24 protein-coding genes are annotated in these 24,806 nt (G+C 58.6%); 15 read left to right on the top strand and 9 right to left on the bottom strand.

Translation table 11 applies throughout. The features are described from left to right. Positions 1 to 50: 50 nt before the first annotated feature. From A8C75_RS21825 to A8C75_RS21790, 8 genes are all read left to right on the top strand, one after another. Complete coding sequence (locus A8C75_RS21825; RefSeq protein WP_067386526.1) at positions 51 to 2,324, top strand: ATP-binding protein; 2,274 nt, start codon at positions 51 to 53, stop codon at positions 2,322 to 2,324. Between the two features lie 38 nt (positions 2,325 to 2,362). After that, positions 2,363 to 3,736, top strand: a complete 1,374-nt coding sequence (locus A8C75_RS21820) for a sigma-54-dependent transcriptional regulator (protein ID WP_084784196.1) — start codon at positions 2,363 to 2,365, stop codon at positions 3,734 to 3,736. Between the two features lie 466 nt (positions 3,737 to 4,202). Further along, positions 4,203 to 5,192: a TRAP transporter substrate-binding protein gene (locus A8C75_RS21815; RefSeq protein ID WP_067386522.1), complete on the top strand. Its 990-nt coding sequence runs from the start codon at positions 4,203 to 4,205 to the stop codon at positions 5,190 to 5,192. A gap of 166 nt (positions 5,193 to 5,358) precedes the next feature. Then, on the top strand, positions 5,359 to 6,036 hold the full coding sequence (locus tag A8C75_RS21810; RefSeq protein WP_067290983.1) for a TRAP transporter small permease: 678 nt from the start codon (positions 5,359 to 5,361) through the stop codon (positions 6,034 to 6,036). Positions 6,037 to 6,052: 16 nt separating this feature from the next. Then, positions 6,053 to 7,669 (top strand): TRAP transporter large permease, encoded by a 1,617-nt coding sequence (locus A8C75_RS21805; protein ID WP_067386520.1) that lies wholly within the window; start codon positions 6,053 to 6,055, stop codon positions 7,667 to 7,669. 174 nt (positions 7,670 to 7,843) lie between these two features. Beyond that, on the top strand, positions 7,844 to 8,344 hold the full coding sequence (locus A8C75_RS21800; protein ID WP_067386518.1) for a hypothetical protein: 501 nt from the start codon (positions 7,844 to 7,846) through the stop codon (positions 8,342 to 8,344). Between the two features lie 213 nt (positions 8,345 to 8,557). Continuing rightward, positions 8,558 to 8,863 (top strand): hypothetical protein, encoded by a 306-nt coding sequence (locus A8C75_RS21795; RefSeq protein ID WP_067386516.1) that lies wholly within the window; start codon positions 8,558 to 8,560, stop codon positions 8,861 to 8,863. Positions 8,864 to 9,157: 294 nt separating this feature from the next. Then, entirely contained in the window at positions 9,158 to 9,454 is a 297-nt protein-coding gene (locus A8C75_RS21790; RefSeq protein ID WP_067386514.1) for a hypothetical protein, read from the top strand. Positions 9,455 to 9,522: 68 nt separating this feature from the next. On the opposite strand, the gene ilvA is transcribed toward A8C75_RS21790, so the two are convergent. Further along, the gene (ilvA, locus tag A8C75_RS21785; protein WP_067386513.1) at positions 9,523 to 11,040 is read right to left on the bottom strand and encodes a threonine ammonia-lyase, biosynthetic; all 1,518 of its coding nucleotides are present in this window, start codon (positions 11,038 to 11,040) and stop codon (positions 9,523 to 9,525) included. Between the two features lie 149 nt (positions 11,041 to 11,189). On the opposite strand from ilvA, the gene rpiA reads away from it, so the two are divergent. After that, positions 11,190 to 11,864, top strand: a complete 675-nt coding sequence (rpiA, locus tag A8C75_RS21780) for a ribose-5-phosphate isomerase RpiA (RefSeq protein WP_067386511.1) — start codon at positions 11,190 to 11,192, stop codon at positions 11,862 to 11,864. 57 nt (positions 11,865 to 11,921) lie between these two features. Here the strand turns inward: rpiA and A8C75_RS21775 are convergent, their stop codons facing one another. The 4 genes from A8C75_RS21775 to A8C75_RS21765 all read right to left on the bottom strand — a co-directional run bounded on the left by A8C75_RS21775 (position 11,922) and on the right by A8C75_RS21765 (position 15,721). Beyond that, the gene (locus A8C75_RS21775) at positions 11,922 to 12,314 is read right to left on the bottom strand and encodes a heavy metal-responsive transcriptional regulator (RefSeq protein WP_067386509.1); all 393 of its coding nucleotides are present in this window, start codon (positions 12,312 to 12,314) and stop codon (positions 11,922 to 11,924) included. A gap of 27 nt (positions 12,315 to 12,341) precedes the next feature. Then, positions 12,342 to 12,467, bottom strand: coding sequence for a hypothetical protein (locus A8C75_RS24165; RefSeq protein WP_257737053.1), 126 nt, complete (start codon positions 12,465 to 12,467; stop codon positions 12,342 to 12,344). Positions 12,468 to 12,569: 102 nt separating this feature from the next. After that, a complete protein-coding gene (locus A8C75_RS21770) occupies positions 12,570 to 15,029 on the bottom strand; it encodes an ABC transporter permease (RefSeq protein WP_067386507.1) in 2,460 nt (819 codons plus the stop codon). Next, a complete protein-coding gene (locus A8C75_RS21765) occupies positions 15,026 to 15,721 on the bottom strand; it encodes an ABC transporter ATP-binding protein (protein ID WP_067386505.1) in 696 nt (231 codons plus the stop codon). Before A8C75_RS21765 ends, A8C75_RS21770 begins: the two co-directional genes overlap by 4 nt. On the opposite strand from A8C75_RS21765, the gene A8C75_RS21760 reads away from it, so the two are divergent. Next, entirely contained in the window at positions 15,720 to 16,367 is a 648-nt protein-coding gene (locus tag A8C75_RS21760; protein WP_067386504.1) for an arylesterase, read from the top strand. The two genes, A8C75_RS21765 and A8C75_RS21760, sit on opposite strands and share 2 nt — an antisense overlap. 67 nt (positions 16,368 to 16,434) lie before the next feature. On the opposite strand, the gene A8C75_RS21755 is transcribed toward A8C75_RS21760, so the two are convergent. Next, positions 16,435 to 17,019, bottom strand: a complete 585-nt coding sequence (locus A8C75_RS21755; protein ID WP_067386502.1) for a superoxide dismutase — start codon at positions 17,017 to 17,019, stop codon at positions 16,435 to 16,437. Positions 17,020 to 17,237: 218 nt separating this feature from the next. Beyond that, positions 17,238 to 17,807 carry an ADP compounds hydrolase NudE gene (nudE, locus tag A8C75_RS21750; protein ID WP_067386501.1) on the bottom strand — a complete coding sequence of 190 codons (570 nt, stop codon included), beginning with the start codon at positions 17,805 to 17,807 and terminating at the stop codon, positions 17,238 to 17,240. A gap of 50 nt (positions 17,808 to 17,857) precedes the next feature. On the opposite strand from nudE, the gene yrfG reads away from it, so the two are divergent. After that, positions 17,858 to 18,529, top strand: a complete 672-nt coding sequence (gene yrfG, locus A8C75_RS21745) for a GMP/IMP nucleotidase (protein WP_067386498.1) — start codon at positions 17,858 to 17,860, stop codon at positions 18,527 to 18,529. Then, positions 18,522 to 18,923: a ribosome-associated heat shock protein Hsp15 gene (gene hslR, locus A8C75_RS21740; RefSeq protein WP_067386497.1), complete on the top strand. Its 402-nt coding sequence runs from the start codon at positions 18,522 to 18,524 to the stop codon at positions 18,921 to 18,923. Before yrfG ends, hslR begins: the two co-directional genes overlap by 8 nt. Here hslR and A8C75_RS21735 read toward each other — a convergent pair. Beyond that, positions 18,911 to 19,708: a phosphatase PAP2 family protein gene (locus tag A8C75_RS21735; RefSeq protein ID WP_157890347.1), complete on the bottom strand. Its 798-nt coding sequence runs from the start codon at positions 19,706 to 19,708 to the stop codon at positions 18,911 to 18,913. The genes hslR and A8C75_RS21735 overlap by 13 nt on opposite strands. A 237-nt stretch (positions 19,709 to 19,945) precedes the next feature. Here A8C75_RS21735 and hslO point away from each other — a divergent pair, with 237 nt between their 5' ends. Next, a complete protein-coding gene (gene hslO / locus A8C75_RS21730) occupies positions 19,946 to 20,818 on the top strand; it encodes an Hsp33 family molecular chaperone HslO (RefSeq protein WP_067386493.1) in 873 nt (290 codons plus the stop codon). Between the two features lie 180 nt (positions 20,819 to 20,998). Further along, positions 20,999 to 22,546, top strand: coding sequence for a phosphoenolpyruvate carboxykinase (locus A8C75_RS21725; protein WP_067386491.1), 1,548 nt, complete (start codon positions 20,999 to 21,001; stop codon positions 22,544 to 22,546). An 83-nt stretch (positions 22,547 to 22,629) separates the two neighbouring features. Here the strand turns inward: A8C75_RS21725 and A8C75_RS21720 are convergent, their stop codons facing one another. Further along, positions 22,630 to 24,144, bottom strand: a complete 1,515-nt coding sequence (locus tag A8C75_RS21720) for a Ppx/GppA phosphatase family protein (RefSeq protein ID WP_067386489.1) — start codon at positions 24,142 to 24,144, stop codon at positions 22,630 to 22,632. 275 nt (positions 24,145 to 24,419) lie between these two features. Here A8C75_RS21720 and trxA point away from each other — a divergent pair, with 275 nt between their 5' ends. After that, a complete protein-coding gene (trxA, locus tag A8C75_RS21715; RefSeq protein WP_020682427.1) occupies positions 24,420 to 24,746 on the top strand; it encodes a thioredoxin TrxA in 327 nt (108 codons plus the stop codon). The last annotated feature ends 60 nt before the right edge of the window (positions 24,747 to 24,806 follow it).

The raw sequence follows: 24,806 nt of genomic DNA, 5'->3' as shown, positions 1-24,806 counted from the left end.
GGCGACGCTATTTCAAGTTCATGCAGGCCAGCGCATAATGAGGCCTGACTATGAATGATACTCAACGAGCTTCCCAGACTTCGATATCACCTGTACGGGCGCAGCGTCCGGTGGCGGTCATACTGCTGTTGCTGCTGTTCCTGTTTCTGATGGCACAGGTGTCTGTACTGGTGCGCCAGCAGGCGATACAGGATGCGGCATTGCGCAGTGCCGCAGACATGAACCGCTATACCCTGAGCCTGCAGCAGAAGCTGGATCGCTACAAGGATCTGCCCCAGCTGCTGGCGTCCCATTCGGAGCTGCTGAACGCGCTGGGACATCAGGATGGTGCCGATACGCGCATGCGCGCCAACCTCTATCTCGAACAGGTCAACAGCACCATCGGTACTACCGATGCCTACCTGATGAATGCCGCAGGGGAGACCATTGCCGCCAGTAACTGGTCGCAGGAACGTACCTTTGTTGGTCAGAATTTTTCCTTCAGACCCTATTATCGGCAGGCGATGGCGGGTCATGCCGGGCGCTATTTTGCGCTGGGCACCACCTCGAAAAAGCGCGGCTATTTTTATTCCTATCCGGTACGCCTCGCCGGCAGGATTGCGGGCGTGATCGTCGTCAAGATTGACCTTAATGACATAGAAGGAGACTGGAACGATCCGCTGCTGGATATACTGGTGACCGATGAAGACGGCATTATCGTGATCTCCACCCGGCCGGAGTGGAAATTCCGCACCCTCAGGCCGCTGACTCAGCCGGATCTGTATCGCATCGTCGACAGCCTGCGCTACGGCGTCCAGGAACTGACATCGCTGGATATCCTCTGGCGTGACAAGGGCCCGGATGGCAGCCAGCTGATTACGCTGGTGGAGGGTTCGCGGCAGGGTAATCCGAGTCTGGATGGCGTGCGCACGCGCCATTATTTGCTGCAGAGCAGCCCTGTGCCCAATAGCGGTCTCAGCGTGGCGGTGCTGGCGAGCATGAAACCGGTGGAGCAGCGAGTGTTCCGAGCCCTGTTGCTGACGGCCATTATCTATTTTGCCTTGCTGCTGCTGGTGCTCTTTGTGCTGGCGCGCAATCGCATCACGCAGGAGCGGGCACTGTTCAGCCAGCGTGAGCTGCATGCGCTGGAAGAAAATGATGCCCGTATCCGCGCCATTATCGACAATACCCAGGCTGGGCTGATTACGCTGGACGGCCAGGGGCGTGTCGAGTCCTGCAATCCGACGGCGGAAAAGCTGTTTTACTACAGTGAAGAAGACATCCGCGGCCAGTACTTCAGCAAACTGCTGGCGCACCCGGACAGGCCCGTGTGCTGGCAGCACATTACCACCGAGCCCGATGACGGTACGCGGGAGCTGCATATAGAGGCGACGGCGCGGCGTGCGGACCAGTCGCTGTTTCCGATTGAACTCACTATCGGGCGCATGGCGGCCAATGGCGAACGGCATTTCATTGTGACGATTCACGATATTACCGAGCGCAAGCAGCAGGAAACACAGCTGCAGCGGGCGCAGCTGCTGCTCGAGAGTCGGGTGGAGCAGCGCACCCAGGATCTCACCCTGGCCAATGCGCGCCTGCAGCAGGAAATGACCCAGCATCAGCAAACCCAGAATGAGCTGATCCAAACCGCCAAGCTGGCGGTACTGGGGCAGATGTCGGCCGGGATCAACCATGAACTGAACCAGCCCCTGACCGCCATTCGCAGCTATGCCGACAATGGCCGCGTCTTTCTGGAGCGAGACAGGCCCGAGCGTGCCCTGGCCAATCTTGAGGAAATTTCGCAACTCACCGAGCGCATGGCCAAGATTATCCATCCGCTGAAGGAGTTTGCCCGCGTTAGCAGCGGGGCGCCGGAGCCTGTGTGTTTGAAGGCGGTCCGCGATGGTGCCATGTCGATCCTGTATGGGCAGCTGGATCGCCAGTCAGTGAGCATTCACTGGCCTGTGGGGCTGGAGCGCGTCTATGTGCTGGGGGATATCCTGCGCCTCGAGCAGGTGCTGGTGAATCTGATTGGCAATGCCATGCAGGCACTGGAAGATCAGCCCGGCGGCCGCATCGACATAGGCCTTGAATACAGCGATGATGCCGTGCAGCTGAGTGTGCGGGATTCAGGCCCTGGTATTTCGCCTGAGTATCTGGAGCATCTGTTCGAGCCTTTTTTCACCACCAAGAAGGCTGGTCAGGGGCTCGGGCTGGGGCTGTCGATTTCCCACCGCATTGTTGAAAGCCTCGGCGGTTGTCTGCGTGCCAGCAACCACCCCGATGGCGGTGCCTGTTTTACACTGGTGTTGCGGCCGGTATCGCACCCCACGATCACCGAATAGCCCGCTTGGGCCCTGATATTGAGTGAACCCATTTGCCTATGTCGATGAACAAGAACCTACCCAGTCGCCCCATAATCCTGGTTGATGACGAGAAGCACATTCGCCTGGCGGCGGGCCAGACGCTGGAGCTGGCCGGTTACGATGTGACGACGCTGGAGCGGGGCGAGCGGGTGCTGGAACTACTCAGTGACGACTGGAACGGGGTGCTGATTTCCGACATCAACATGCCTGGCATGGATGGGCTCGAACTACTGGAGCGGGTGTGCGCCATAGACGCGGACCTGCCGATGATCCTGATTACCGGCCACGGTGATATTTCCATGGCAGTGTCCGCCATGCGGGCCGGCGCCTACGACTTTATCGAAAAACCCTTTGCGGCAGATCTGTTGCTGGATGTAGTGCGCCGGGCCATGGAGAAGCGCGCCCTGACCATTGAAAACCGGCGCCTTAAACTTGAGCTCGAAGCCCAGAGCGCGCCTGGACCGCGTCTGCTCGGCAATGCACCGGCGGTTATCCAGTTGCGGCGCTTGTTGCACAGCATTGCGGATGCGCCGGCGGATATCATGATTCAGGCGGAAACCGGTGCCGGCAAGGATTTGATGGCGCGCTATATCCATGAGCACAGTGGGCGGCGCGATCACAATTTTGTCGCCATCAACTGCGGTGCCGTGCCGGAGAGCCTGATTGAGTCCGAGCTTTTCGGGCATGAGAAAGGGGCCTTTACCGACGCCCGCACAAGGCGTATCGGCAAGTTCGAACATGCCAATGGCGGCACCCTGTTCCTCGACGAAATCGAGAGCATGCCGCTGGCGCTGCAAATCAAACTGTTGCGGGTGCTGGAAGAGCGCGCCATTGAGCGTCTGGGATCCAACGACGTCATAGCGCTGGATCTGCGCGTGATCGCGGCCACCAAAACCGACCTCCGGGCGCTGGCGGCCAAAGGCGAGTTCCGAGAAGATCTGTACTACCGGCTCAACGTGGTACGGCTCGATATACCGCCGCTGCGTGAAAGGCGCGAGGATATAGGCCTGCTGTTCCAGCACTTTGCGCTGGTGGCTTCGGCACAGTACAACCGCGAAATTCCGACGCTCTCGGCCGCGCGCCTGCACAGTCTGATGCTGCATGACTGGCCCGGTAACGTGCGTGAACTGCGCAATCTGGCCGAACGCTATGTGCTGCTGGGGGAGTCCGGCACCTTTGATTTCGATAACCGTCTGATTATCGACAGCGACGGCGGCGCTACCCTGTCGTTGCCGGATCAGGTAGAGCGTTTTGAAAAAATGCTGATTCAGGCGGCACTGTCGCGTACCGGCGGCTCGATTCGGGACACCCTCGAGTTTCTGGGCCTGCCACGCAAAACCCTCTACGACAAGATGAAAAAGTACGGTCTGGACAAGAGTGATTTCAAGTAAGCGAGCTGCCTGGGTCAGGCTTGGGTGGAAACCCGCCCAAGGCTGCCGGGCCCCCGATTCGCTTCTTTCTTCTGCGTGTCTTAAACGCAGGTTTGGCGGCTGATCGAGTGTAGCAATAACGGCCGTAACGGCCGCTGCAGTGTTTACGCGGCCTCGCGAACGGCTATTTTCGGCTTATTCCCTGCTTTTTCCTGCCTGAGCGGCCCTGGGGCCCTGCTGCATCGAAAATGGGTGCTTATCCGCACATTGTCATTGTTTTTATGGGTGACTTTCCGTCATTTTCCGCTGTTTTTTTATTTCACTGCTACCATCAACAGAGCTTATGAGCGCTGCTGGCCTTGCTTATGCTGGGTTTTTATATTCTTGGCACGCCCTGTGCTTATTTGTATGTGTTACACGTTCAGGTGAGCCTTGCCGCGGTTGGCAGGCAGCTCACAAGTACACACCTCTATGGAGACACAATAATATGAAAAAACTCACTCTGGCCCTTTCTGCTCTTGCGCTGTCCATCTCTGCCACTACGGCGTTCGCCTCCTGTGAGAGCGGTGAGATCGTTGCCAAGCTGAGCCATGTGACCGGCGGTACAACCCACCCCAAGGTGGTTGCAGCCAATAATTTTGCCCAGCGCGTCAACGACGAAATGAACGGCGTGATGTGCGTTGAGGTGTTCCCGAACTCCACCCTGTTTGGTGACAGCAAGGAGCTTGAAGCTCTGCTGCTGGGTGACGTGCAGATTTTGGCGCCGTCGCTGTCCAAGTTCGGCTCCTACAGCCCCAAATACGGCGTCTTCGATCTGCCGTTCATTTTCAAGGACATGGATGCGGCCATTCGTTTCACCAAGTCCGATGCTGGCAAGGGCCTGCTGAACGAAATGCATGATGTCGGTTTTGTCGGTCTGGGGTACTGGATGTCCGGCATGAAATACTTTTCGGCCAACAAGCCGTTGATCGCACCGAGCGACGCCAAGGGCATGAAGTTCCGCGTGCAGACCTCAGATGTGGCCAAGGCCATGATCGAGGCGATGGGGGCATCGCCGCAGCCAATGGCCTTTGCCGAGGTCTACGGTGCCTTGCAGACCGGCGTGGTGGATGGTCAGGAAAACACCTGGTCCAACATCTACACCCAGAAATTCTTCGAAGTGCAGGACAGCGTGACCGAAACCAACCATCAGTTGCTGGCCTACCTGTTCATGACCTCGACCGAGTTCCTCGACAGCCTCACGCCTGAAGCGCGCGAGCAGTTCCTGACCATCGCCGATGAAGTGACCCAGGCGGCCAACGAAGAAGTGAAGGCGGCGGAAGCAGCAAACCGTGCCAACATCCTGGAGGCCAAAGGCAAGATCAACACCCTGGATGATGCTCAGCGCCAGAAGTGGGTTGATACCATGAAGCCGGTTTGGGATCAGTTCGAAGGCGAAATTGGTGCCGATTTGATCAAAGCCGCAGCCGGTTCCTGATGGTTGCGCCCGGCATCAGCGACTGATGCCGGGCATGGGCTCAGGCCGTTCTGGTCCGGGCCCGTTCACCCCGGTTAGGGGCAGTCCTGTACTGTCGCTGCCATCAAGCTGTTTCCTTTAATTTTTTCCAGGCTGGCCACGGCCTGATTCCTGAATGGTGTCTCCTATGGACTACTGGCCGCACTTATATCTACTGGTCTTCATCATTATCCTCTGGATTCTGGAGAAGCTGTTTCCCACGGCGATGGCCAAGGCCGAAGAAAACCTGCTGGTGCTGGTGATCAGCTCCATCATGCTGGTGTCATTCGGGCAGGTGATTGCGCGTTACGGCTTCAACACCGGCTGGTCTGCCGCGCTTGAGTTCAACACCCTGGCGTTTTCCTGGCTGATTCTGTTGGGCATGAGCTATGGCATCAAGACCGGTATTCACCTGGGTGTGGATATCTTGCTCAATGCGGTACCGCACAAGCTGTGCAAGGCTTTGTCGCTGTTTGGTGCCTTTGCCACCCTGATGTACGGCCTGATCCTGCTCGACTCCACCTGGCTGGCAATGCTCGGTGTTGATGTGCGCGGCGGGGCCATCGAGTACTGGGCCAAGATGTACAAGATCGGCATAGGCGTGGAAGAACTGCGTTACCCCGAATTCATGCAGGAAACCTTTGGCTTGCAGCCGCGTGTACACCGCTGGCTGGTGCTGCTCATATTGCCGATCAGCCTGGCGCTGCTGGTTTACCGTTCATTGCAGGCGTTCATTGATATATGGCAGGACAAGCGACCCATGCTTATCAGCGGGCATGAGGCCAAGGATCTGGTCGAAGAAAACCTGAACATATTAAAAGACTGAGAGCGGGGAGCCTGCTGTGGATGCAATAATTCTGTTTGTGATGGTGCTGGTCCTGCTGTTTCTGGGCCTGCCCGTCGGTATATCCCTGGGGTTGTCTTCAATCCTGTATATCACCTTTATCTCCGCCGATTCGCTGTCCTCTGTGGCGATATCGCTGTTCGGCGTCGGCCAGCATTACACCCTGCTGGCCATTCCGTTTTTCATCCTGGCCTCGGCCTTTATGTCGACGGGCGGCGTGGCCAAACGGCTGATTAATTTTGCGATTGCCGGTGTGGGGCATTTTCGCGGTGGCCTGGCCATGGCGTCGGTACTGGCGTGCATGATGTTCGCAGCGCTGTCCGGCTCCTCGCCGGCCACGGTGGTCGCTATTGGCAGCATCGCCATTGCCGGCATGCGCCAGGTGGGTTACTCCAAGGAATTCGCCTCCGGTATCATCGCCAACGCCGGTACCCTGGGTATCCTGATTCCGCCGTCCATCGTCATGGTGGTCTATTCCGCCGCTACCGATGTGTCGGTCGGCCGGATGTTCCTGGCGGGCGTGATTCCGGGTTTGATGGCCGGCTTCATGCTGATGCTTGCCATCTATGTGGTGGCACGCATCAAGAACTTGCCGGCGGAGCCCTGGAAGGGCTTTGGCAATATCGTGAGCGGCGGCAAGGAAGCGGGCTGGGGTCTGTTCCTGATCGTGATCATCATGGGCGGCATTTATGGCGGTGTCTTTACACCGACGGAGGCGGCGGTGGTGGCAGCGGTTTATTCCATGCTGATCGCACTCTTTGTGTATCGCGACATGGGGCCGCTTAAGGGGATACCCTGGGTGGCAGAAACGGATTCTGCCATCGCCCGGGTAGGCTTTAACGGCAGTGTCTATGGCGTCTCATTCTTTCTTGTATGGATGATCATGTCGTTCTTTGCGACCGCCCAGAGCGAAACGACCGGTGTTGGTGAGCGAGCGGCCTGGGGCCTGGGCATGAGTCTGGTGATTGCCCTGTTCTACATATACAAGCGAGGCAAAGACCTGGATGCCTCCATGCTGCGCTGTCTGGGGTCGGGTCTGCCGGTCTGGAGTCGTAACCTGGTGGCGGTCGGACGCTGCTTCTTCCCGGCCATTCTGGGAGGCGAAAGCCGCAAGGTGATTCTTGACGGCACCAAGACCACGGTGATGCTGATGTTTATCATCGCCAACGCCTTGCTGTTCGCCCATACGCTGTCGTCTGAGCGGATTCCACAGATGGTCACCGAGTGGATGCTGGGTGCGGGGTTCAACTGGTTTACCTTCCTGATTGCGGTTAACGTGCTGCTGCTGATTGGTGGCCAGTTCATGGAGCCTTCAGGCCTGCTGGTGATTGTGGCGCCAGTGGTATTCCCCATCGCCATGGCGCTGGGTGTGGATCCGATTCACCTGGGCATCATCATGGTGGTCAACATGGAAATCGGCATGATCACGCCGCCCATAGGGCTCAACCTGTTCGTGACCTCGGGCATTACCGGCATGAGTCTGGCGCAGGTCGTCAAGGCGGCCATGCCGTTCGTGGCGGTGCTGTTTGTGTTCCTGATCCTGGTGACCTACATCCCCTGGCTGTCTACCTTCCTGCCGTACAGCATCATGGGGCCGGAGCTTATTACCAAGTAAAAGCTGCGCGCCTGGGGGCTCGCTCCTGCGCCGCTTGTTCGTTCTGAAAGCCACCTGCTCGCGCAGGTGGCTTTTTTCGTTGGGGCGCAGGGCGCAGGTTACTGCGCGCAAGGATGTCCAACCTCTGTCAGAAGGCTATAATAGCCGCCTCTTGGAATCAGTCAGGGCAAGACAGTGCTAGGTTCTCTTGCGGCAATTTGGGGTTTCAGCGGCATTGCGCTGCTGTTTGGCAGTGCCATTTATCGTTTGAGCCAGATCAGCTGGCAGATGTTCGGTCAGCCGTTGAGCGCCTACCATTGGGTCGCGCTGGTCTTCAGCCTCGTGTTCATGGGCTTTTCCGAAGGCTATCGTGGATTTCAGTGTGGTTTTTCTCCGCGCGTGGCGGCGCGTATCCATTATCTGTCGCAACATGTCACGCCGCTGCGGCTGCTGTTGGCGCCGCTGTTCTGCATGGGCTTCTTTCATGTGCAGCGCAAGCGCCAGATCATCACCATCTGCCTGACCCTGGGGATCATTGTGCTGGTGCAGCTGGTGCATTTGCTGGCTCAGCCCTGGCGTGGCATTGTCGATGCCGGGGTGGTGCTGGGTCTCGTCTGGGGCATAGTCTCGCTGGCTGTCTTTACGCTGCAGGCGTTTTTCAGCAGCGATTTCCGTCATTCGCCGGAAACGCCCTGAGTCGCCATGCGCGCAGGCGCGCCTGCATTTATATGTTTTTCCACAGGTTTTTCATAAAACGGCAAAGAGCCTGTGGCAGGCTGAAACAGGCGACAGAGACGGGGTTCTGAAGCTTTTGTGCACTGCACAAAAAAGAGCTTGATCCTGTCTGTGTTCGCTCTATAATCAGCCTAGTTATGCGGTGCACAACAACTTGAACTTGGGAGAAAAGTGATGACCAATTCCGTAGATTTCCAGAAGCCTTTTGAAGCTATGCAGACTCTGATGAACATCCAGGTTGCTGCTATCACCAAATCTGTTGAACAGCAGAAGAAAACCGGCGAAGAGTTGGCTGCCTTCTTCAAGGTTGAAGTTGAAAAAGCCAAAGAACTGAAATCACCTGAAGACCTGATCAAGTTCAATGTTGATACCAACACGGCTCTGTTCGAGCTGCTGAAAGGCCAGGGCGAAGCTTTCACCGCTATCGCTACTGAAGCCCGTGACGCTGCTACTTCCGAGTTCAGCAAGCTGTCCAAGTAAGTCGACGGGTTGTGGTCTGACCCCGCCTCGCAGCATTGCTGCAGGGCAGAGTCCGGCAAGCCGCACACATAAAGGCCTCGCAGATGAAAATCTGCGGGGCCTTTTTGCGTCTGGGCACAGGATTCGAGGGCGCAGCTGGAGCCTGTATCGGGCCTTGCCGGAGTGGCTGAAGACGCTTGTGAACGGCCTGATTAATATTTATTGTGCAGCGCACAAATCAGTTGTCAGGCGACTGCGGATGGGTATAATCAGCATTATTGTGCAGTGCACAATTAACTGAAGAGGATCGATATCATGAGTGCCAACGCGACTATCAAGACCGCTTTTGAAACCGTGCAGTCTCTGGTTGAACTCCAGACCAGCACCATCAGCCAGTCGATTGAACTGCAGAAGAAAAACGGCGAAGAACTGGCCGCTTTCTTCAAATCCAATGCCGACAAGGCCAAGACCCTGAAAACACCGCAGGATCTGGTGACTTTCAATCTGGATTCCAGCAAGGCACTGTTTGAAATGATCAAAGCCCAGGGCGAAGCCTTCTCTGGTTTGGCAACCAAGGCGAGCGAAGCTGCCGCTGCGAAGCTGGCCAAATAAGGGCTGATATTAGCCTGTAAAAAAGCCCCGACGGTTCGCACCGCCGGGGCTTTTTTGCTTTTGAGCAGCTAGCCCAGGAACAGGCGGTAGGCGGTATTGTCTGTTTCATCCCAGAAGTTGTAGCCGATCTCCGTCAGGAAAGCCTTGACCTGCTCATGCTCCTCGGCGGGAACCTGCATGCCCACCAGCACGCGGCCGTAGGCTGCGCCATGGTTGCGGTAATGGAACATGGATATGTTCCAGCGCCCGCCCAGCTTGCTGAGGAATTTCATCAGCGCCCCGGGGCGTTCCGGAAACTCGAAACGAAATACCACTTCATTGTTCACGGCTGCAGGTGCGTGGCCGCCCACCATATAGCGGATGTGCAGCTTGGCCATCTCGTTGTCGGTCAGATCGATGACTTCGTCGAGGTGTTCTCGCAGTTCACTCAGCAGGGCGGCACGGCCGGGGCCCTGGGGGCTGGTCTGGATGCCGGCAAAGACAATGGCTTCCTTGTCGTCGCTGTAGCGGTAGTTGAACTCGGTGATGTTGCGCTTGCCCAGAGCCGCGCAGAACTTGCGAAAGCTGCCGGGGCGTTCCGGTATGCGGGCGGCAATGATGGCTTCGCGCTTTTCGCCGACTTCAGAGCGTTCGGCGATATGGCGCAGGCGGTCGAAATTGACGTTGGCGCCGGAGTCGATGGCAATCAGGGTGCGCTCGCTGCACTGTTCGCGCGCGACATATTTCTTCAGGCCGGCCACGCCCAGGGCGCCGGAGGGCTCGCAGATCGAGCGGGTGTCATCGAAGATGTCCTTGATGGCCGCGCAGATTTCGTCGGTGGTGACGGTGATGACTTCATCGACATACTGCCGTGCCAGATCGAAGGTGTGCTGACCTATCTGGGCCACGGCGACGCCTTCGGCGAAGATGCCAACCTGTGACAGCTTGACCCGTTCATCCGCGGCCAGCGCAGCATGCAGGCAGGCGGAGTCCTCGGACTCGACGCCTATGACCTTTACGTCGGGACGCAGGTACTTGATGTAGACCGCGATACCGGCGATCAGGCCGCCACCGCCCACGGGCACGAAAACGGCATCAATGGGGCCGCTTTCCTGGTGCAGTAGCTCCATGCCAATGGTGCCCTGACCGGCAATGACATCGGGGTCATCGTAGGGCGGTACATAGACCAGGCCCTTTTCTTCGACCAGTCGCTCGGCGTGGGCTTTGGCTTCTTCAAAGGTATCGCCGTGCAGTATGACCTTGCCACCCAATGCCTTGACGTTGCTGACCTTGATGTCGGGCGTGGTCTTTGGCATGACGATGGTCGCCTTGACGTTCATGTGGCGGGCCGAGTAGGCCAGGCCCTGGGCGTGGTTGCCGGCCGAGGCGGTGACCACACCCTTGGCTTTTTCTGCGGCGCTGAGCTGGGCCATCTTGTTATAGGCGCCACGCAGCTTGAACGAGAACACCGGCTGCAGGTCCTCACGCTTGAGGAGTACCCGGTTGTCCAGCCGTTCAGACAGGCTGCGGGCATAATCCAGCGGGGTCTCGATGGCTACGTCATAGACACGCGCCTCCAGAATCTTCTTGATATATCGATGAGCCATGGGAATGCAGTGCCATAAGTTAGGTCTGGCGGCGCAGGTCGCGGCCGCAAAGAGCAGGAAATGGTATAAGCTGACACCGCTTTCGTCTACAAGCGCGCCGGCACAGAGCGTATAATTTCTCGCCTTACTAGCATATGGGTTCAAGTGTGATGACGCAGGATGAAATGAAGCAGGCTGTTGCGCGGGCGGCTCTGGACTATATCAAGGCTGGCCTTAAACCTGAGTCCATCGTTGGGGTGGGCACGGGCTCAACGGCCAACTTCTTTATTGACGAGCTGGCGGGCATCAAGCATCTGTTTGAGGCGGCGGTGGCCAGCTCAGAGGCCACTGCCGAGCGGCTGCGCGGCCATGGTATCCCGGTGTACGACCTCAATGCGGTGGCGGGGCTGGATACCTATGTTGATGGTGCCGACGAGTTTGATGCCGGTCTGAACCTGGTCAAGGGCGGCGGCGGCGCCCTGACGCGGGAAAAAATCGTCGCGGCGGCGGCCAAGGAGTTTGTCTGTATCGTCGATGAATCCAAGCAGGTGCCCTGCCTGGGTGCCTTCCCGTTGCCGGTTGAGGTGATTCCGATGGCGCGCTCGCTGGTGGCCCGCGAGCTGGTACGCATGGGCGGACAGCCGGAGCTGCGCGAAGGCTTTGTCACCGACAACGGCAACCTGATTCTGGATGTCTACAATCTGAAAATCCGTGATCCCAAGGCATTTGAAACCGAGCTTAACAACCTGGTCGGCGTCGTCACCAACGGGCTCTTTGCCCGCCGCGGGGCGGATGTCGTGCTGATGGGAACTCAGGCAGGCGTTGAAAGCCTCAAACCGCAGTAATCCATGTGGCCTGCTGCTTCCCGGACTGCGCGTTTGGGAGGCGGTAGGGCGTGACTGTCAGTGCTTGAGGGTGTCTATGATCGGGCAGTCTGAAACAGGTCCTTCGCCAGAGCACAGATCGGACAGTTGATGCAGCGAGTGCTGCAGTTCACGTAGCTGTGAAATCTTGTCTTCGATCTGCTGAATGCGCAGATCCACCTTCTGCTTGACCTGCGCCGACTCGGCGTTGGGGTCGAGCAGCAGCAGTTCCTGAATTTCATCCAGGCTAAAGCCGAGCGATTTGCAGCGCACGATAAAGTGCAGGCGTTCAAGGGTGTGTGCGTCATAACAGCGGTAGCCCGATGGCAGGCGACCGAGGGGTGTGATCAGGCCGCGGCGTTCATAATACCGAATGGTTTCGACGCTCAGGCCCGATCCTTTGGCTATATCGCCAATGCGCAGCTGACTCATGTCAATTGCCCGACTGCAGCGGCAGTCTTACCACTGTACGATCTTGATCAGCGCGATGCTGACCGGCATAGTGATCCAGAGCAGTGCCAGCAAATTAATGAAAACCCAGCCATAGCCCGCAGGATCACGGAAGTTCTCGTCGTGATGTGCCATCTTGTATCCCTGTCTGTTTAAGTTTTAAAAGCAGTAATTGTCGCGATTCTACCAATAAAATAGTGGCCTTTATAGTTGTATGCGCCGCCACCGTTGCGGGCATCAGTTGGCCTTGAGCAGGCTGTAGCAGCGCGCCTGATCCAGCGGCTTGCGGATCAGCGCACCTATGCCGGTAAAGAGCAGCGCCGACAGCGGTGGCAGCAAGAGCCAGCTCAGCGGATGCAGTGTCAGCGGTATCTGCAGCACGCGGGCGCTGATCAGCCAGAGGATGGCCTCGCTCGCCACGGCGGCCAGGGCGCCGCAGATCAGGCCGAGCCAGAGCAGTTCAAGCAGATCCAGCTGACGGCTTTGCCCCGGCGTCGCGCCCAGGGTTTGCAGTAGGGCACTTTCATAGCGGCGTCGTTCCAGCTCCTGCATCAGTGTCACCACCAGCAATAGCAGTCCCGCCAGCAGTGTCAGCAGCAGGATCATGCTGGAGCTGTCCACCAGCTTCTCGATCAGCGCCTGGGCCTGATTCAGCAGCTGGTCGATATCGATCAGGGTCAGGGTTGGAAACTGCTGCAGCAGCGTGCGGGCAAGTGTGCGCTGCTCACCGTCCAGGCGTAGCGCCGTGATATAGGTGGCCGGCAGGCTATCCAGCGCCCCGGGCGAGAAGATCACGTAGAAGTTGGGGGTGAAGGATTCCCACTGCACCGCGCGTATATTGCTGACCTGTGCCTGAATCAGCTGGCTGCCGATCTGAAACCCCACCCTGTCGCCGGTACTGACCCCCAGGGCCTCGGCCAGGTCCTGCTCCACCGATATCAGCGGCTCGGCTGGCGTTCCCTGCCACCAGTTGCCACTGAGCAGGCTGTTATTCTCCGGCATCTGCTCAGCCCAGGTCAGGTTCAGTTCGCGCCTGAGCGCATTGTGGCGGCGTTGCTCTGTCGTCAGGTCGGTTTCGGCCAGCGGCGTGTCGTTGAGGCTGCTGATGCGGCCGCGAATCATCGGATAGAGAGTAGGGCTCAGAGTATTGCTGGCAAACAGCTGATCCAGTGGCTCTTTTTCCCAGGGCTGAATATTGATCAGAAAATAGTTCGGCGTATCCGGCGGGAACTGAGTACGCCACTGCTGCAGCATGTCGCCGCGGGCAATGATCAGGGTCGCCAGCAGGGTCAGCAGCAAGGTCATGGTGGCGGCCTGCAAACGGTGCCATTTGCGCTGCTGGCGAATGCGCAGCAGCAGCAGGCTGCCAAGGCGCATGCGGTGACGTAACCCTTCGGCCAGGCGTTGCAGCAGCGCCTGGGCAAGCCAGCCGACGACCAGGCCGCTGAGGGTCAGGGCGCCGAGTAGCAGCAGGGCCAGTGTCAGGGATTCGATATAGATACTCATCAGCCCCGCCAGCAGCCCAAGGCCCAGCAGTTGAAACTGGCGTGAGCGGATATTCGAGGGCAGGCTGGTTTCACGAAACAGTGCAACCACGGACACCTGACTCAGGCGATAGAAGGCCGGCAGGCCCAGTGTGGTCAGCAGCAAGAGGCCGATCAGGGCGCCGCTGCTCATGGCGGCGAAGCCTGCCTGAGGTACGGGTTGTGGCAACAGGTCACCTATGAGCTGCACCAGCAGTTGCTGCAGCCCAAAGCCCAGCGCCGTGCCGAGCAGGGCGCAGATGATCCAGCCGAACAGCAGCTGGTAGCCGTAGAGCAGCAGTAGCTGGCGATTTTCCAGCCCCAGGCTCAGCAGCAGGGCGGCGCGCGAATGCTGCGCCGCATTGTAGCGTCTCAGGCTCAGGGTAATTGTCAGGGCACCCAGCAGCAGGGCAAAGAGAGCACTCAGGCGGAGATAGAGCTCGGCGTTGCGCAGCGCGCGCCCGGTCATGGGCTGGTCGGCGCGTAGGGAATAAAGTCGTTCGTCCGGCCCGAGATTTGCCCGCAGCTGTTCTTCCAGGGTCGCGACAGCGTCGGCAGGCCCGGCGAACAGCTGGCGGTATTCAACCCGGCTGCCCGGTGCTATCACGCCGGTAGCCTCCAATGCATCGGAGCGCATGATCAATCCCGGGCTGAAGCTGCGAAAGCCGCTGCCGCGATCCGGTGAACTCATCAGGCGGTGGCTGAGACGAAACTGACTGTATCCCAGCTGTACCGTATCGCCGGGCTCAAGCTGCAGCATTTCAAAGATGCGGGGTTCGGCCCAGGCGGTACCCGGTTCAGGGATGTCCGGGTGCTGCGCGGGTTCCGTGACAATGCTGCCGCGCAGCGGATAGGGATCGGTCACGGCTCGCACCGAGACCAGCATCATTGCATCGCCGGCTTCGATCATGGTGGGGAACTGCGCCACCCGGCTGCTGCGAAGGGTGCCTTGGGCTTCCAGCACTGCAGGTTCCTCGGCGCGCAGTACCAGATCGGCGCCGAGCAGTTCGGCGGTGCGCCGATTGAGGCTTTGCTCCAGCCGGTCGCCCAGCTGGGTCAGCAGTGAAATCAGGGTGATGGCTACCAGCAGGGCCGCCAGCAGGGCGCGCCATTCGGGGCTGCGCAGGCTGCTGAAGGCCTGCTGGCGGGCAAGTCGCAGTACCGCCTGGCTCATGGTGTGGTCTCCAGCAGTTGACCCTGACGCAGTTGCAGGCGACGGGAACAGCGACTTGCCAGCTGGCTGTCGTGAGTAATCAGAATCAGCGTGGTCTGTTGCTGGGCATTCAGGCCGAACAGCTGATCGACAATGCTGGCGCCGGTTTCGCTGTCCAGGTTGCCGGTGGGTTCATCGGCGAAGAGGATATCGGGGCGGGTGGCGAAGGCCCGCGCAATGGCGACGCGCTGCTGTTCACCGCCGGATAGCTGGCCTGGCAGATGTCCGGCTCGGCTCGCCAGACCTACCTGGGATAGCCAGTGCTGAGCCTGCTGTTCGCTGTCGGCTTCGCCGCGAATTTCCAGCGGCAGGCGCACATTGTCCAGCGCGCTCAGCTCCGGCAGCAGATGGAAAGACTGAAACACAAAACTGACTGAACGGGCCCGCAGGCGGGCGCGGGCTGTCTCGTCCAGGTCCGCCAGGTTGCTGCCGGCGAGCCGGATCATGCCGCTGCTGGGTTGATCGAGCCCGGCCAGCATACTCAGCAGGGTTGACTTGCCGGCCCCGGAGGGGCCAATAATGGCAAGGCTCTCGCCGCGGCGAACTTCAAGATTGAGGTTCTCGAACAGTTGCAACTCACCGCCCTGGGTGTGGAACTTTTTGCTGACCGCGTGGGCCGAAACGACAACTTGATCTGGTTTTGGAGAGTCCATGTTCCGCCTGCTGCTGTTTGTCTGTGTGTTATTAGTGCCCGGTACCGGGGCGGCACAATCCATTCTGGTTCTGGGTGACAGCCTGTCCGCAGCCTATGGCATGCCGGTTGAACAGGGCTGGGTTGCCCTGATGCACCAGCGTATCACGCAGCAGTCCGCCGATATTGAGGTTGTTAACGCCAGTATCAGCGGCGAAACGACCCAGGGGGGCATTACCCGGCTGCCGGCCCTGCTGGCGCAGCATGAACCCGATATTCTGATTTTGGAGCTGGGTGCCAACGATGGTCTGCGTGGCACGCCTTTGCCAGCTATACGCCAGAACCTGAGTCATCTGATCACTCTGGGGCAGGAGGCTGGTGCAAGGGTGCTGCTGCTGGGCATTCGCCTGCCACCGAATTACGGTCCGCGCTATAGCGATGGTTTCTATTCTATCTTCGCAGAGTTGTCTGAGTCGCAACAGGTCGCGCGAGTTCCCTTTTTGATGGACGGTGTTGCGCTGGATCGAGCCTTAATGCAAAGCGATGGCCTGCACCCCAATAGCGAGGCCCAGCCGCGCCTGCTGGAAAATGTCTGGACGCAGTTGGATGTACTGCTGCAGGAACTGCTGCCGGCGCCAGCGACACAGGCGGTGACCGAGGCCGGTTAAGACGGATTGAAATCTTAGGCGCACAAAAAAGGCACCCGAAGGTGCCTTTTTTCATAACCGGTAACGATTAGCCAGCCAGGTTGGCGTTGGCGAAGTCCCAGTTTGCCAGAGCCCAGAAACCTTTCAGGTAATCCGGACGCAGGTTGCGGTAGTCGATGTAGTAGGCGTGTTCCCACAGGTCGACGGTCAGCAGAGCGGTCTGACCAGAGGTCATAGGCGTGCCGGCGTTGCTGGTGTTGACGATGTCCAGGGAGCCGTCGGCATTTTTCACCAGCCAGGTCCAGGAAGAACCGAAGTTGTTAACAGCCTTGTCGTTGAATTCGGCCTGGAAGGCTTCGAAAGAACCCCACTTGGCGTTGATAGCATCAGCGATCGCACCTGTGGGAACGCCCCCGCCGTTGGGGGACAGGCTGTTCCAGTAGAAAGTGTGGTTCCAGATCTGGGCGGCGTTGTTGAAAACTGGGCCAGCCGGAGCGGCCATGATGACCTCTTCCAGTGACTTGCCTTCGTATTCGGTGCCCGGTACCAGGCCGTTCAGCTTGACCACGTAGGTGTTGTGGTGTTTGCCGTGGTGAAAGTCCAGCGTTTCTGCAGAGATGTGTGGCAGCAGAGCGTCTTTGGCGTAAGGCAGTGGCGGTAATTCAAAGCTCATGATATTTCCCTTTTTTCTAGGTCGACAGGTTCAGTATGAAACTCGGTTTGTCGAGTCCGTGGGTTCGACAGACGAGAGACTATAGCACCGTTAAAGCACCTTTTCATGGCACAAGGTGCTGCGTTTTTTTTGCCTGTTTACGGTGGCCAAGTTGTAGTTTCAGCCACCCTGTTCTGAAGGCGACATCCGGCGTTTTGCGCCAGAGGATGGCTCCTGAATTAGTCCGCGGTTACGGTGGCGGTGGCTTCCAGCGCGAGGCGGGATCGGGCCATGTAGAGTGCCGCGATTGCCCGCCCTTCGCTGAATTCCTCGCGCTGTACCAGCGTTTCCAGGTCGGACAGAGGCCAGCGCATCGGCTCCAGTGGCTCGGGTTCGTCGCCTTCAAGGCGACTCGGGTAAAGGTCACGGGCCAGCAATACCGTTATGCGGTGTCCCATATAGTTGGGGGCACTGGTCATCTCTTTCAAGCGTTCAAGCTTTCTACAACCATAGCCGGCCTCTTCCTGCAGTTCGCGCAGGGCGGCTTCTTCCGCGTTTTCGCCCGGGTCGATAAGCCCCTTGGGCAGCGTGAGGGTGTATTCATCCAGCCCTGCGGCGTACTCGCGAATCAGCACCACATCACCGTTGGGCAGTATAGGTACGATCATGACGGCGCCGTGACCGCGCGTGGCCAGGCGTTCGTAGCTGCGCTCAACGCCATTGGAGAAGCGCAGCTCCAGCGCCTCAACATGAAACAGGCGGCTGCGTGCAACGCAGGTTACCTTCAATATCTGTGGTTTTACGGGCATACTGATTGTGACTCTGAGACTGAATTCTGACCTGAACCCGGACGATAACAATGCTGGACTGGCGTGCCGTCGATACCGTTCTGCTCGACATGGATGGAACCCTGCTGGATCTCCATTTCGACTCCTATTTCTGGCTGGAACACCTGCCTTTACGCTATGCACAGCTACGCAAGCTCGAGCCCGCAGACGCCCGGGAGTGGCTGCATCAGCGTATCACACAGGAGCAGGGCACGCTCAACTGGTATTGCCTGGATTACTGGTCCGAGCAACTGGGCGTTGATATTCCAGCGCTCAAGCGTGAAGTGGCTGATCGCATTGGTTTTAGGCCCCAGGTGCAAGACTTCCTGCAGCGCCTGCGACAGCGTGGAATGCGCTCCGTGATCGTGACCAATGCGCATCGCGACAGCCTGAATCTCAAGCTGCAGATCACCGGCCTTGATGCGCTGGTAGATGCGATTATCTGCTCCCATGATTTCCGCCTGCCCAAGGAGGATGTGCAGTTCTGGTCTCAATTACAGGCAGTGGAGCCGTTTAATCCGGCTCGCACCCTGCTGGTGGACGATAGTCTGCCGGTGCTGCGTTCCGCCGAGCGCTTCGGCATCGCCCACCTGCTGTCCATTGTCCAGCCGGACAGCCAGGCACCGGCACGCCGTATCGACGAGTTTCGGGCGATCGATCAGTTTGATGAATTATTCAACGGGGGTGACCAGCACAATGAGTGAAGCCCAGGAACACAGGGTGCGGCTCGACAAGTGGCTCTGGGCGGCGCGCTTCTACCGCACCAGGGCCACCGCCAAGGACATGATTGAAGGTGGCAAGGTGCATTACAGCGGCCAGCGCAGCAAGTGCAGCAAGCTGGTGGAAGTGGGAGCCATGTTGCAGATTCGCCAGGGAATGGATATGAAGGAAATCGAAATCCTGCAGCTGTCCGATCAGCGCCGCGGCGCCCCAGAGGCGCAGCAGCTCTATCGTGAAACGCCCGAGAGCGTTGCCAAACGTGAAAAACTGGCAGCGGAGCGCAAGCTCAATGGCGGCAGCAGCCTGAACCCGCGTCACCAGCTCAACAAGAAGGACCGGCGCCAGATTCGCAGTTTCAAGGAGCGTCAGGCCGAATGACTGGCCGTAAAAAACGGTAGCCGGCCGATGCCAGGCAGGCGCGCCAGTTGTTTGAACAGCGGTGCGCACAGCCGCATCAGCCTGATCGCGAGCCAGGCGCACAGTGGGCTGTAAAACGCCCAGGCCAGGGCAATCAGCGCGGTAAAGAGGCCGCCGACATAGTTGTCGCTGAACCAGTGCGCGCCGCCGACCATGCGGGGCAGGGTAAAGGCGATGGCCGTGATCAGCGCCAGCAGAGACGGCAGGCTGCGACGACTCAGTACGATATAACCCGCCCACAGCAGCAGAATGGCGGCGTGATCCCCCGGAAAACTTTCCTTTGAAGAATCCTTGGCGTCTATATGGGGTGCGAGTTCGCTCAGGCGATTCACCGGCTCCAGCACCAGTGACGGACTAAGCCCTGCCAGCTGAAACAGTTCTGTTACTTCGTGCAGTAGCTGGCGCAGTATCAGGGCGAAGAACAGCAGGGCGAAGAATCCCACCAGCGCCTGTTGCAGCTGCTCGCGGCGAAAGCCCAGGCCCGGGAAGGTCAGCGTTAGCAGAATCAGAATGCCGGGCAGCAGGTCGGCTGCACGCACGTTCATCCAGGCCCAGAAGCTGGTCTGGGCACCACTCTGGGCGATAAACCCATTCAGATAATAGAAGACGCTGCTGTCCAGCAGGCGCCACAGCTCCTTGCCGGCGGGCAACGCAAAGCTCAGCAGCAGTATGCTGGCACAGATATGCAGAGTGATCAGCGGCTTCAGCTTCCAGGAGCCTGGAAAAATGGAGATCTCGCGGGGCATGCTGGGTTCCAATTCGGTTGTGATAAAATGCCCCAAAATGGTAACACCGAGGCCCGGGCCACTCTAGGCCCTGTTGGCGTTTGACGCAGGACACCTCGTCCAGGCGTCACCGGGCCGGGTCAGAACTTGACGCTGACCTCGCCGCGCGTGCCTCGATGTTGCAAGACCTGAATAACCGCGCAGCCTGAGCTCCTTGCCGGAGTCTGATGTGCGGCGCCTGTTGCGAGATAGATCCTGATGAGTAATTCCGATCAGATACAGCCTGTGCTGTTCGACAAACTTGATATTCGCGGTGTCCTGGTGGGGCTCGGCGACAGCTACCAGCAGGTGCTGGGGCTACACGAGTATCCGCCATTGTTGCAACGGGTGCTGGGTGAAATGCTGGCGGCGGTGAGCCTGCTGAGCTCAACGCTGAAATTCGAGGGTCGCCTGATCCTGCAGGCGTCGGGCGAAGGTGCGGTACAGATGCTGATGGCCGAGTGCAACCATCAGCAGGATCTGCGGGCCATTGCGCGTTATGAGGGTGAAGTTCCGCAGGAGCAGGCCTTCAATGAGCTACTGGTCAACGGGCGCCTGGCGATCACCATTGAGCCTGCCGAAGGGCGACGCTATCAGGGCGTGGTATCACTGGAAGGTGAAACCCTGGCGCGTTGCATCGAAAATTACTTCAGCCAGTCCGAACAGCTTCCCACTCAGGTGCATCTGGCGGCGGATGGTCAGCGTGCAGCGGGCTTACTGCTGCAGGTGATGCCAGCGGCGGGCACGGCGAAGGAAGACTGGTCGCATATTAGCCAGCTGGGCGCCACGCTGAAGCCTGAAGAACTGCTGACGCTTGACAGTGAAACCCTGCTGTACCGCCTGTTTCACGAAGAAAGCTGCCGTCTGTTTGATGCGCGCCCGTTGCGCTTTCACTGTGATTGCAGCCGCGAACGCTGCGGTAATGCGCTGCAGTTTCTGGCCCGCGACGAATTGCTGGACATTGTGGAAAAAGAGGGGTCGGTCGGCGTGAGCTGTCAGTTCTGCAATGAGCACCACAGCTTTGATGAAACGGATATTCTGAGCATGTTTTCAGACAGTGCAAATATTCCCAAATCTGACCTGCTGCACTGACGCTCAGACCGTGCGTCGGTGCCGCTCATAGAATAGTCAATGTGTTATTTTTTGTGCGATAATGCGCCTCCCCAAATAAGTACTATAACCGCGACAGGGGCGCGATTGGGTCTTTCATCTGCACGACAGCATCTGCTAGACAGGTAGCGTTATTGGCGCCTATGCCAAGGGAATCCAGTAATGACCATAGAAACTGAGAATACTGTACACACCAACCTGAGCCGCGCTCAGCTGGTTGAAAAGGCGATCGAACGCGGTGAAGGCCAGCTGGCCGACTCCGGCGCGCTGGTCGTGACCACCGGCAAGCGCACCGGGCGCTCGCCGTTGGATCGTTTCATCGTTAAAGAGCCAAGCACCAGCGATGAAATCGACTGGGGCAACATCAACCGTCCGTTTGACTCGGACAAGTTTGATGCGCTCTGGGAACGGGTTGAAGCCTATCTGGCCGATCGGGAGCAGTTTGTCTCGATGGTGCACGTGGGCGCCGATCAGGGTCACTACCTGCCGGTAAAAATGATGACGCAGACTGCCTGGCAGAATCTGTTTGGTCAGAACCTGTTTATCCGTCCCGCGGACTACAATCCCAAGGGCAAGGAAGAGTGGCAGATCCTCAACGTTGCAGGTTTCCGCTGTGACCCTGAGCGTGACGGCACCAACACTGATGGTTGCGTGATCCTCAACTTTGCCAAGCGCAAGGTACTGATCGCCGGTATGGAATATGCCGGTGAAATGAAGAAAGCCATGTTCTCGGTGCAGAACTTTCTGCTGCCGGAAAAAGACGTGCTGCCGATGCATTGCTCGGCCAATGTCGGCGACGATGGCAGCACAACGCTGTTCTTCGGCCTGTCCGGCACCGGCAAAACCACCCTGTCCGCTGATCCCGAACGCTACCTGATCGGCGATGACGAGCACGGCTGGGGCAAGGGAGTGGTCTTCAACCTCGAAGGTGGCTGCTACGCCAAGACCATCAACCTGAGCCAGAAAAACGAACCCATCATCTGGGATGCGATTCGTTTTGGTGCCATCGTTGAGAACGTGGTACTGAACGAAACCCGCACGGCGGATTACGCCGACACCAGTCTGACGGAAAATGGTCGCTGCGCCTACCCGCTGGAGCACGTTGAGAAACGTACCGAGCACAACCTGGGTGGCGAGCCGCAGGCAATCATCTTCCTGACCTGCGACCTGACCGGCGTGCTGCCGCCAGTGTCTATCCTGACCAAGGAAGCGGCGGCCTATCACTTCCTGTCGGGCTATACCGCGCTGGTAGGCTCTACCGAAATGGGTTCAGGCGGCGGTATCAAGTCGACCTTCTCCACCTGCTTCGGCGCGCCTTTCTTCCCGCGTCCGGCCCGTGCCTACGCCGATCTGCTGATCAAGCGTATCGAAGAGTTCGGCTCCAAAGTCTATCTGGTTAACACCGGCTGGACCGGCGGATCCTACGGTACCGGCGAGCGCTTCAGCATCCCGACGACCCGCGGCATTATCGCGGCGATTCAGAGCGGCGCCCTGACAGACGCCGAGACCGAGCACCTGCCCGGCCTGAACCTGTCGGTGCCAAGGGCCGTGCCTGGCGTGGAAACCAACCTGCTGAACCCACGTAACACTTGGGCGGACAAGGGCGCTTTTGACGCCACCGCCAAGGATCTTGCCGGGCAATTCGTTGAGAACTTCCGCAAGTTCAGCGGTGTTGACGAGAAGATAGTGGCAGCAGGGCCGAGTCTGTAAACGACTCTCGCAGCTTAAAAAACCCGCCCGGGGCTTCCCCTGAGCGGGTTTTTTGTTGTCCGGAGTTTGTCGGGTGGCTGCTATTAACTGACCTGCAGCTTGAGGCCCAGTGACTTGAGGTATTCGGCTTCCTGTTCCAGGTCGGCCTGTGTCAGCGGTTGCTGTTCCAGCCAGCCTGCGGGAAAGCGCAGCGACAGTTGCTTGTTATCGACAGTCAGCTGCAGGGGGGGCATCTTCACATGGCTGCGGTTGCGGTGCAGCAGGCTTGCCAGGCGCAGCAGAACCGCCAGGCGGCGGCAGGCCTGCTGGCGGCTGTCGGGCAGCTGTTTGAAATCATCCTTGGGGAATTTGCGGCGGTGACTGCGTGCCAGCAGCGCCAGCTGCTGGCGGTCCAGGTTGGTAAAGCCGGCGATATCGGAGTTCTGTAGCAGATAGGCGCTGTGCTTGTGGTACTGGGCATGGGAGATGGCACGGCCTATTTCATGGGTGTGCGCGGCCCAGCGCAGCATCTGGGCGTGCTGAGGATCGTTCAGCCCCCAGCTGTCGCTCACTTGCCCCAGCGCCTGCAGGGCGCTGCGCTCGACCCGCTCGGCCTGGTGGCGGTCTACATGGTAACGCCGCATCAGCATGCTGATGCTGCGCTCTCGGATGTCTTCGTGCTGCAGGCGTCCGGCCATTTCGAATAGTAACCCCTCTCGCAGTGCGCCCTCGGAACAGGCCATCTCGCGAATGCCCAGCGAATCAAAGGCAGCGCAGAGAATGGCAAGCCCTGCGGGCAACAGGGCTCGGCGTTCGGCTTTGACTTCGGTGATTTCATCGACGTGACGATAGCCGAGTATTTTCTGGCGTAGCTGATCCAGCGCCCGAGCCGTAATGTGCTCTTCGGTGAGCCCCAGGCTAATGCAGGCGTTGCGGATCGCCTTGATGGTGCCGGATGAACCGACGCAGTTACTCCAGCCCAGGCGTCTGTAGCGCTTCTGAATCGACATCAGTTCACGCAGGGCCGCGTAGGTCGCTTTCTGGAAGGCCGCCTTGCTGATCTGGCCGTCGGGGAAATAGCGCTGGGTAAAGCTCACGCAGCCCATTTCGAGGCTTTCGAGCGCGCGCGGCTGGAATTTCTCACCCAGTACCAGTTCGGTACTGCCGCCACCGATGTCGATGACCAGGCGCATGCCATCCTGTGGTGGGCGGGTCTGGCAGACGCCGAGATAAATCAGCCGGGCCTCTTCGCGGCCGGGAATGATTTCCAGGGATGTTTGCATGATATCTTCGGCCCGCTCGAGAAACTCGCGGCTATTGACGGCTTCACGCAGGGCATTGGTCGCAACAATGCGGATTGCCTTGCGTGGCAGGTCGGAAACACGCTGCGCGAAGCGGGCCAGGCATTCCAGACCGCGCTGCTGGGCCTCTTCGCTCAGCAGCTTATCGGCATCCAGACCAGCGGCCAGCTGGACCTTTTCGGACATGACATCCTGCAGCTTTATTTCGCCGTCTATCAGCTGGGCGACGACCATGTGGAAACTGTTGGAGCCAAGGTCGATCGCCGCCAGCAGGGATGGGGGTGTCGCTGTAGCGGATAGGGGGCTCGTATCATTCATCTTTCTGGTGCATACCATGCCACAGGAACAGAGCGGCTAAGAATATCAGAATAATATGACCATCGATGTTTTTCTGGCTGCGGTGAAGTCGCCTTTACAGGGCCTGAAAACGTCATGATCGGCGCTTAGTGTTCACATTTTTTTTTGTGCAATGGTATCATCGGCAGCAGTTGAGGATATCCCGGCATAATTGTCCCGTCTTACCGGGGTTTTTGGGTCGGAATTTCCGCAGAAGCACTAATATGAACACCTCGCGTGTTTGGAGAATGGTTCCTATGAGCGAAAACATCGTTAACGTCACCGATGCATCTTTCGAAGAGGAAGTGCTCAAAGCAGAGCGCGCGGTGCTGGTTGATTACTGGGCTGAATGGTGTGGCCCCTGCAAGATGATTGCACCGGTACTGGAAGAGATCGCCAAGGATTACGAAGGCAAACTGAAAGTTTGCAAGCTTAATATCGATGAAAACAACGAAACACCGCCGAAGTTCGGTATTCGTGGTATCCCGACCCTGATGCTGTTCAAGGGTGGCAATGTTGAGGCGACCAAGGTGGGCGCTCTTTCCAAGTCCCAGCTGGCTGCCTTTATCGACGCCAATCTCTGATTTGTAATCCGGAGGGCGGAAATGGGTCGGCGCCGCTGATTTATATTTCTTGCCCTCCAG

Source organism: Marinobacterium aestuarii, assembly GCF_001651805.1.
In the GTDB taxonomy this organism is placed as follows: Bacteria; Pseudomonadota; Gammaproteobacteria; order Pseudomonadales; family Balneatricaceae; genus Marinobacterium_A; species Marinobacterium_A aestuarii.
This window is presented reverse-complemented; position numbering and strand designations above follow the sequence as displayed.

What these genes read in the sequence shown, in the direction of transcription:
- A8C75_RS21825 (WP_067386526.1), top strand. Translation starts at nt 51, where the DNA reads ATGAATGATACTCAACGAGCTTCCCAGACTTCGATATCACCTGTACGG.
- A8C75_RS21820 (WP_084784196.1), top strand. Translation starts at nt 2,363, where the DNA reads ATGTCGATGAACAAGAACCTACCCAGTCGCCCCATAATCCTGGTTGAT.
- A8C75_RS21815 (WP_067386522.1), top strand. Translation starts at nt 4,203, where the DNA reads ATGAAAAAACTCACTCTGGCCCTTTCTGCTCTTGCGCTGTCCATCTCT.
- A8C75_RS21810 (WP_067290983.1), top strand. Translation starts at nt 5,359, where the DNA reads ATGGACTACTGGCCGCACTTATATCTACTGGTCTTCATCATTATCCTC.
- A8C75_RS21795 (WP_067386516.1), top strand. Translation starts at nt 8,558, where the DNA reads ATGACCAATTCCGTAGATTTCCAGAAGCCTTTTGAAGCTATGCAGACT.
- A8C75_RS21790 (WP_067386514.1), top strand. Translation starts at nt 9,158, where the DNA reads ATGAGTGCCAACGCGACTATCAAGACCGCTTTTGAAACCGTGCAGTCT.
- ilvA (WP_067386513.1), bottom strand. Translation starts at nt 11,040, where the DNA reads ATGGCTCATCGATATATCAAGAAGATTCTGGAGGCGCGTGTCTATGAC.
- rpiA (WP_067386511.1), top strand. Translation starts at nt 11,190, where the DNA reads ATGACGCAGGATGAAATGAAGCAGGCTGTTGCGCGGGCGGCTCTGGAC.
- A8C75_RS21775 (WP_067386509.1), bottom strand. Translation starts at nt 12,314, where the DNA reads ATGAGTCAGCTGCGCATTGGCGATATAGCCAAAGGATCGGGCCTGAGC.
- A8C75_RS24165 (WP_257737053.1), bottom strand. Translation starts at nt 12,467, where the DNA reads ATGGCACATCACGACGAGAACTTCCGTGATCCTGCGGGCTATGGCTGG.
- A8C75_RS21770 (WP_067386507.1), bottom strand. Translation starts at nt 15,029, where the DNA reads ATGAGCCAGGCGGTACTGCGACTTGCCCGCCAGCAGGCCTTCAGCAGC.
- A8C75_RS21760 (WP_067386504.1), top strand. Translation starts at nt 15,720, where the DNA reads ATGTTCCGCCTGCTGCTGTTTGTCTGTGTGTTATTAGTGCCCGGTACC.
- A8C75_RS21765 (WP_067386505.1), bottom strand. Translation starts at nt 15,721, where the DNA reads ATGGACTCTCCAAAACCAGATCAAGTTGTCGTTTCGGCCCACGCGGTC.
- A8C75_RS21755 (WP_067386502.1), bottom strand. Translation starts at nt 17,019, where the DNA reads ATGAGCTTTGAATTACCGCCACTGCCTTACGCCAAAGACGCTCTGCTG.
- nudE (WP_067386501.1), bottom strand. Translation starts at nt 17,807, where the DNA reads ATGCCCGTAAAACCACAGATATTGAAGGTAACCTGCGTTGCACGCAGC.
- yrfG (WP_067386498.1), top strand. Translation starts at nt 17,858, where the DNA reads ATGCTGGACTGGCGTGCCGTCGATACCGTTCTGCTCGACATGGATGGA.
- hslR (WP_067386497.1), top strand. Translation starts at nt 18,522, where the DNA reads ATGAGTGAAGCCCAGGAACACAGGGTGCGGCTCGACAAGTGGCTCTGG.
- A8C75_RS21735 (WP_157890347.1), bottom strand. Translation starts at nt 19,708, where the DNA reads ATGCCCCGCGAGATCTCCATTTTTCCAGGCTCCTGGAAGCTGAAGCCG.
- hslO (WP_067386493.1), top strand. Translation starts at nt 19,946, where the DNA reads ATGAGTAATTCCGATCAGATACAGCCTGTGCTGTTCGACAAACTTGAT.
- A8C75_RS21725 (WP_067386491.1), top strand. Translation starts at nt 20,999, where the DNA reads ATGACCATAGAAACTGAGAATACTGTACACACCAACCTGAGCCGCGCT.
- A8C75_RS21720 (WP_067386489.1), bottom strand. Translation starts at nt 24,144, where the DNA reads ATGAATGATACGAGCCCCCTATCCGCTACAGCGACACCCCCATCCCTG.
- trxA (WP_020682427.1), top strand. Translation starts at nt 24,420, where the DNA reads ATGAGCGAAAACATCGTTAACGTCACCGATGCATCTTTCGAAGAGGAA.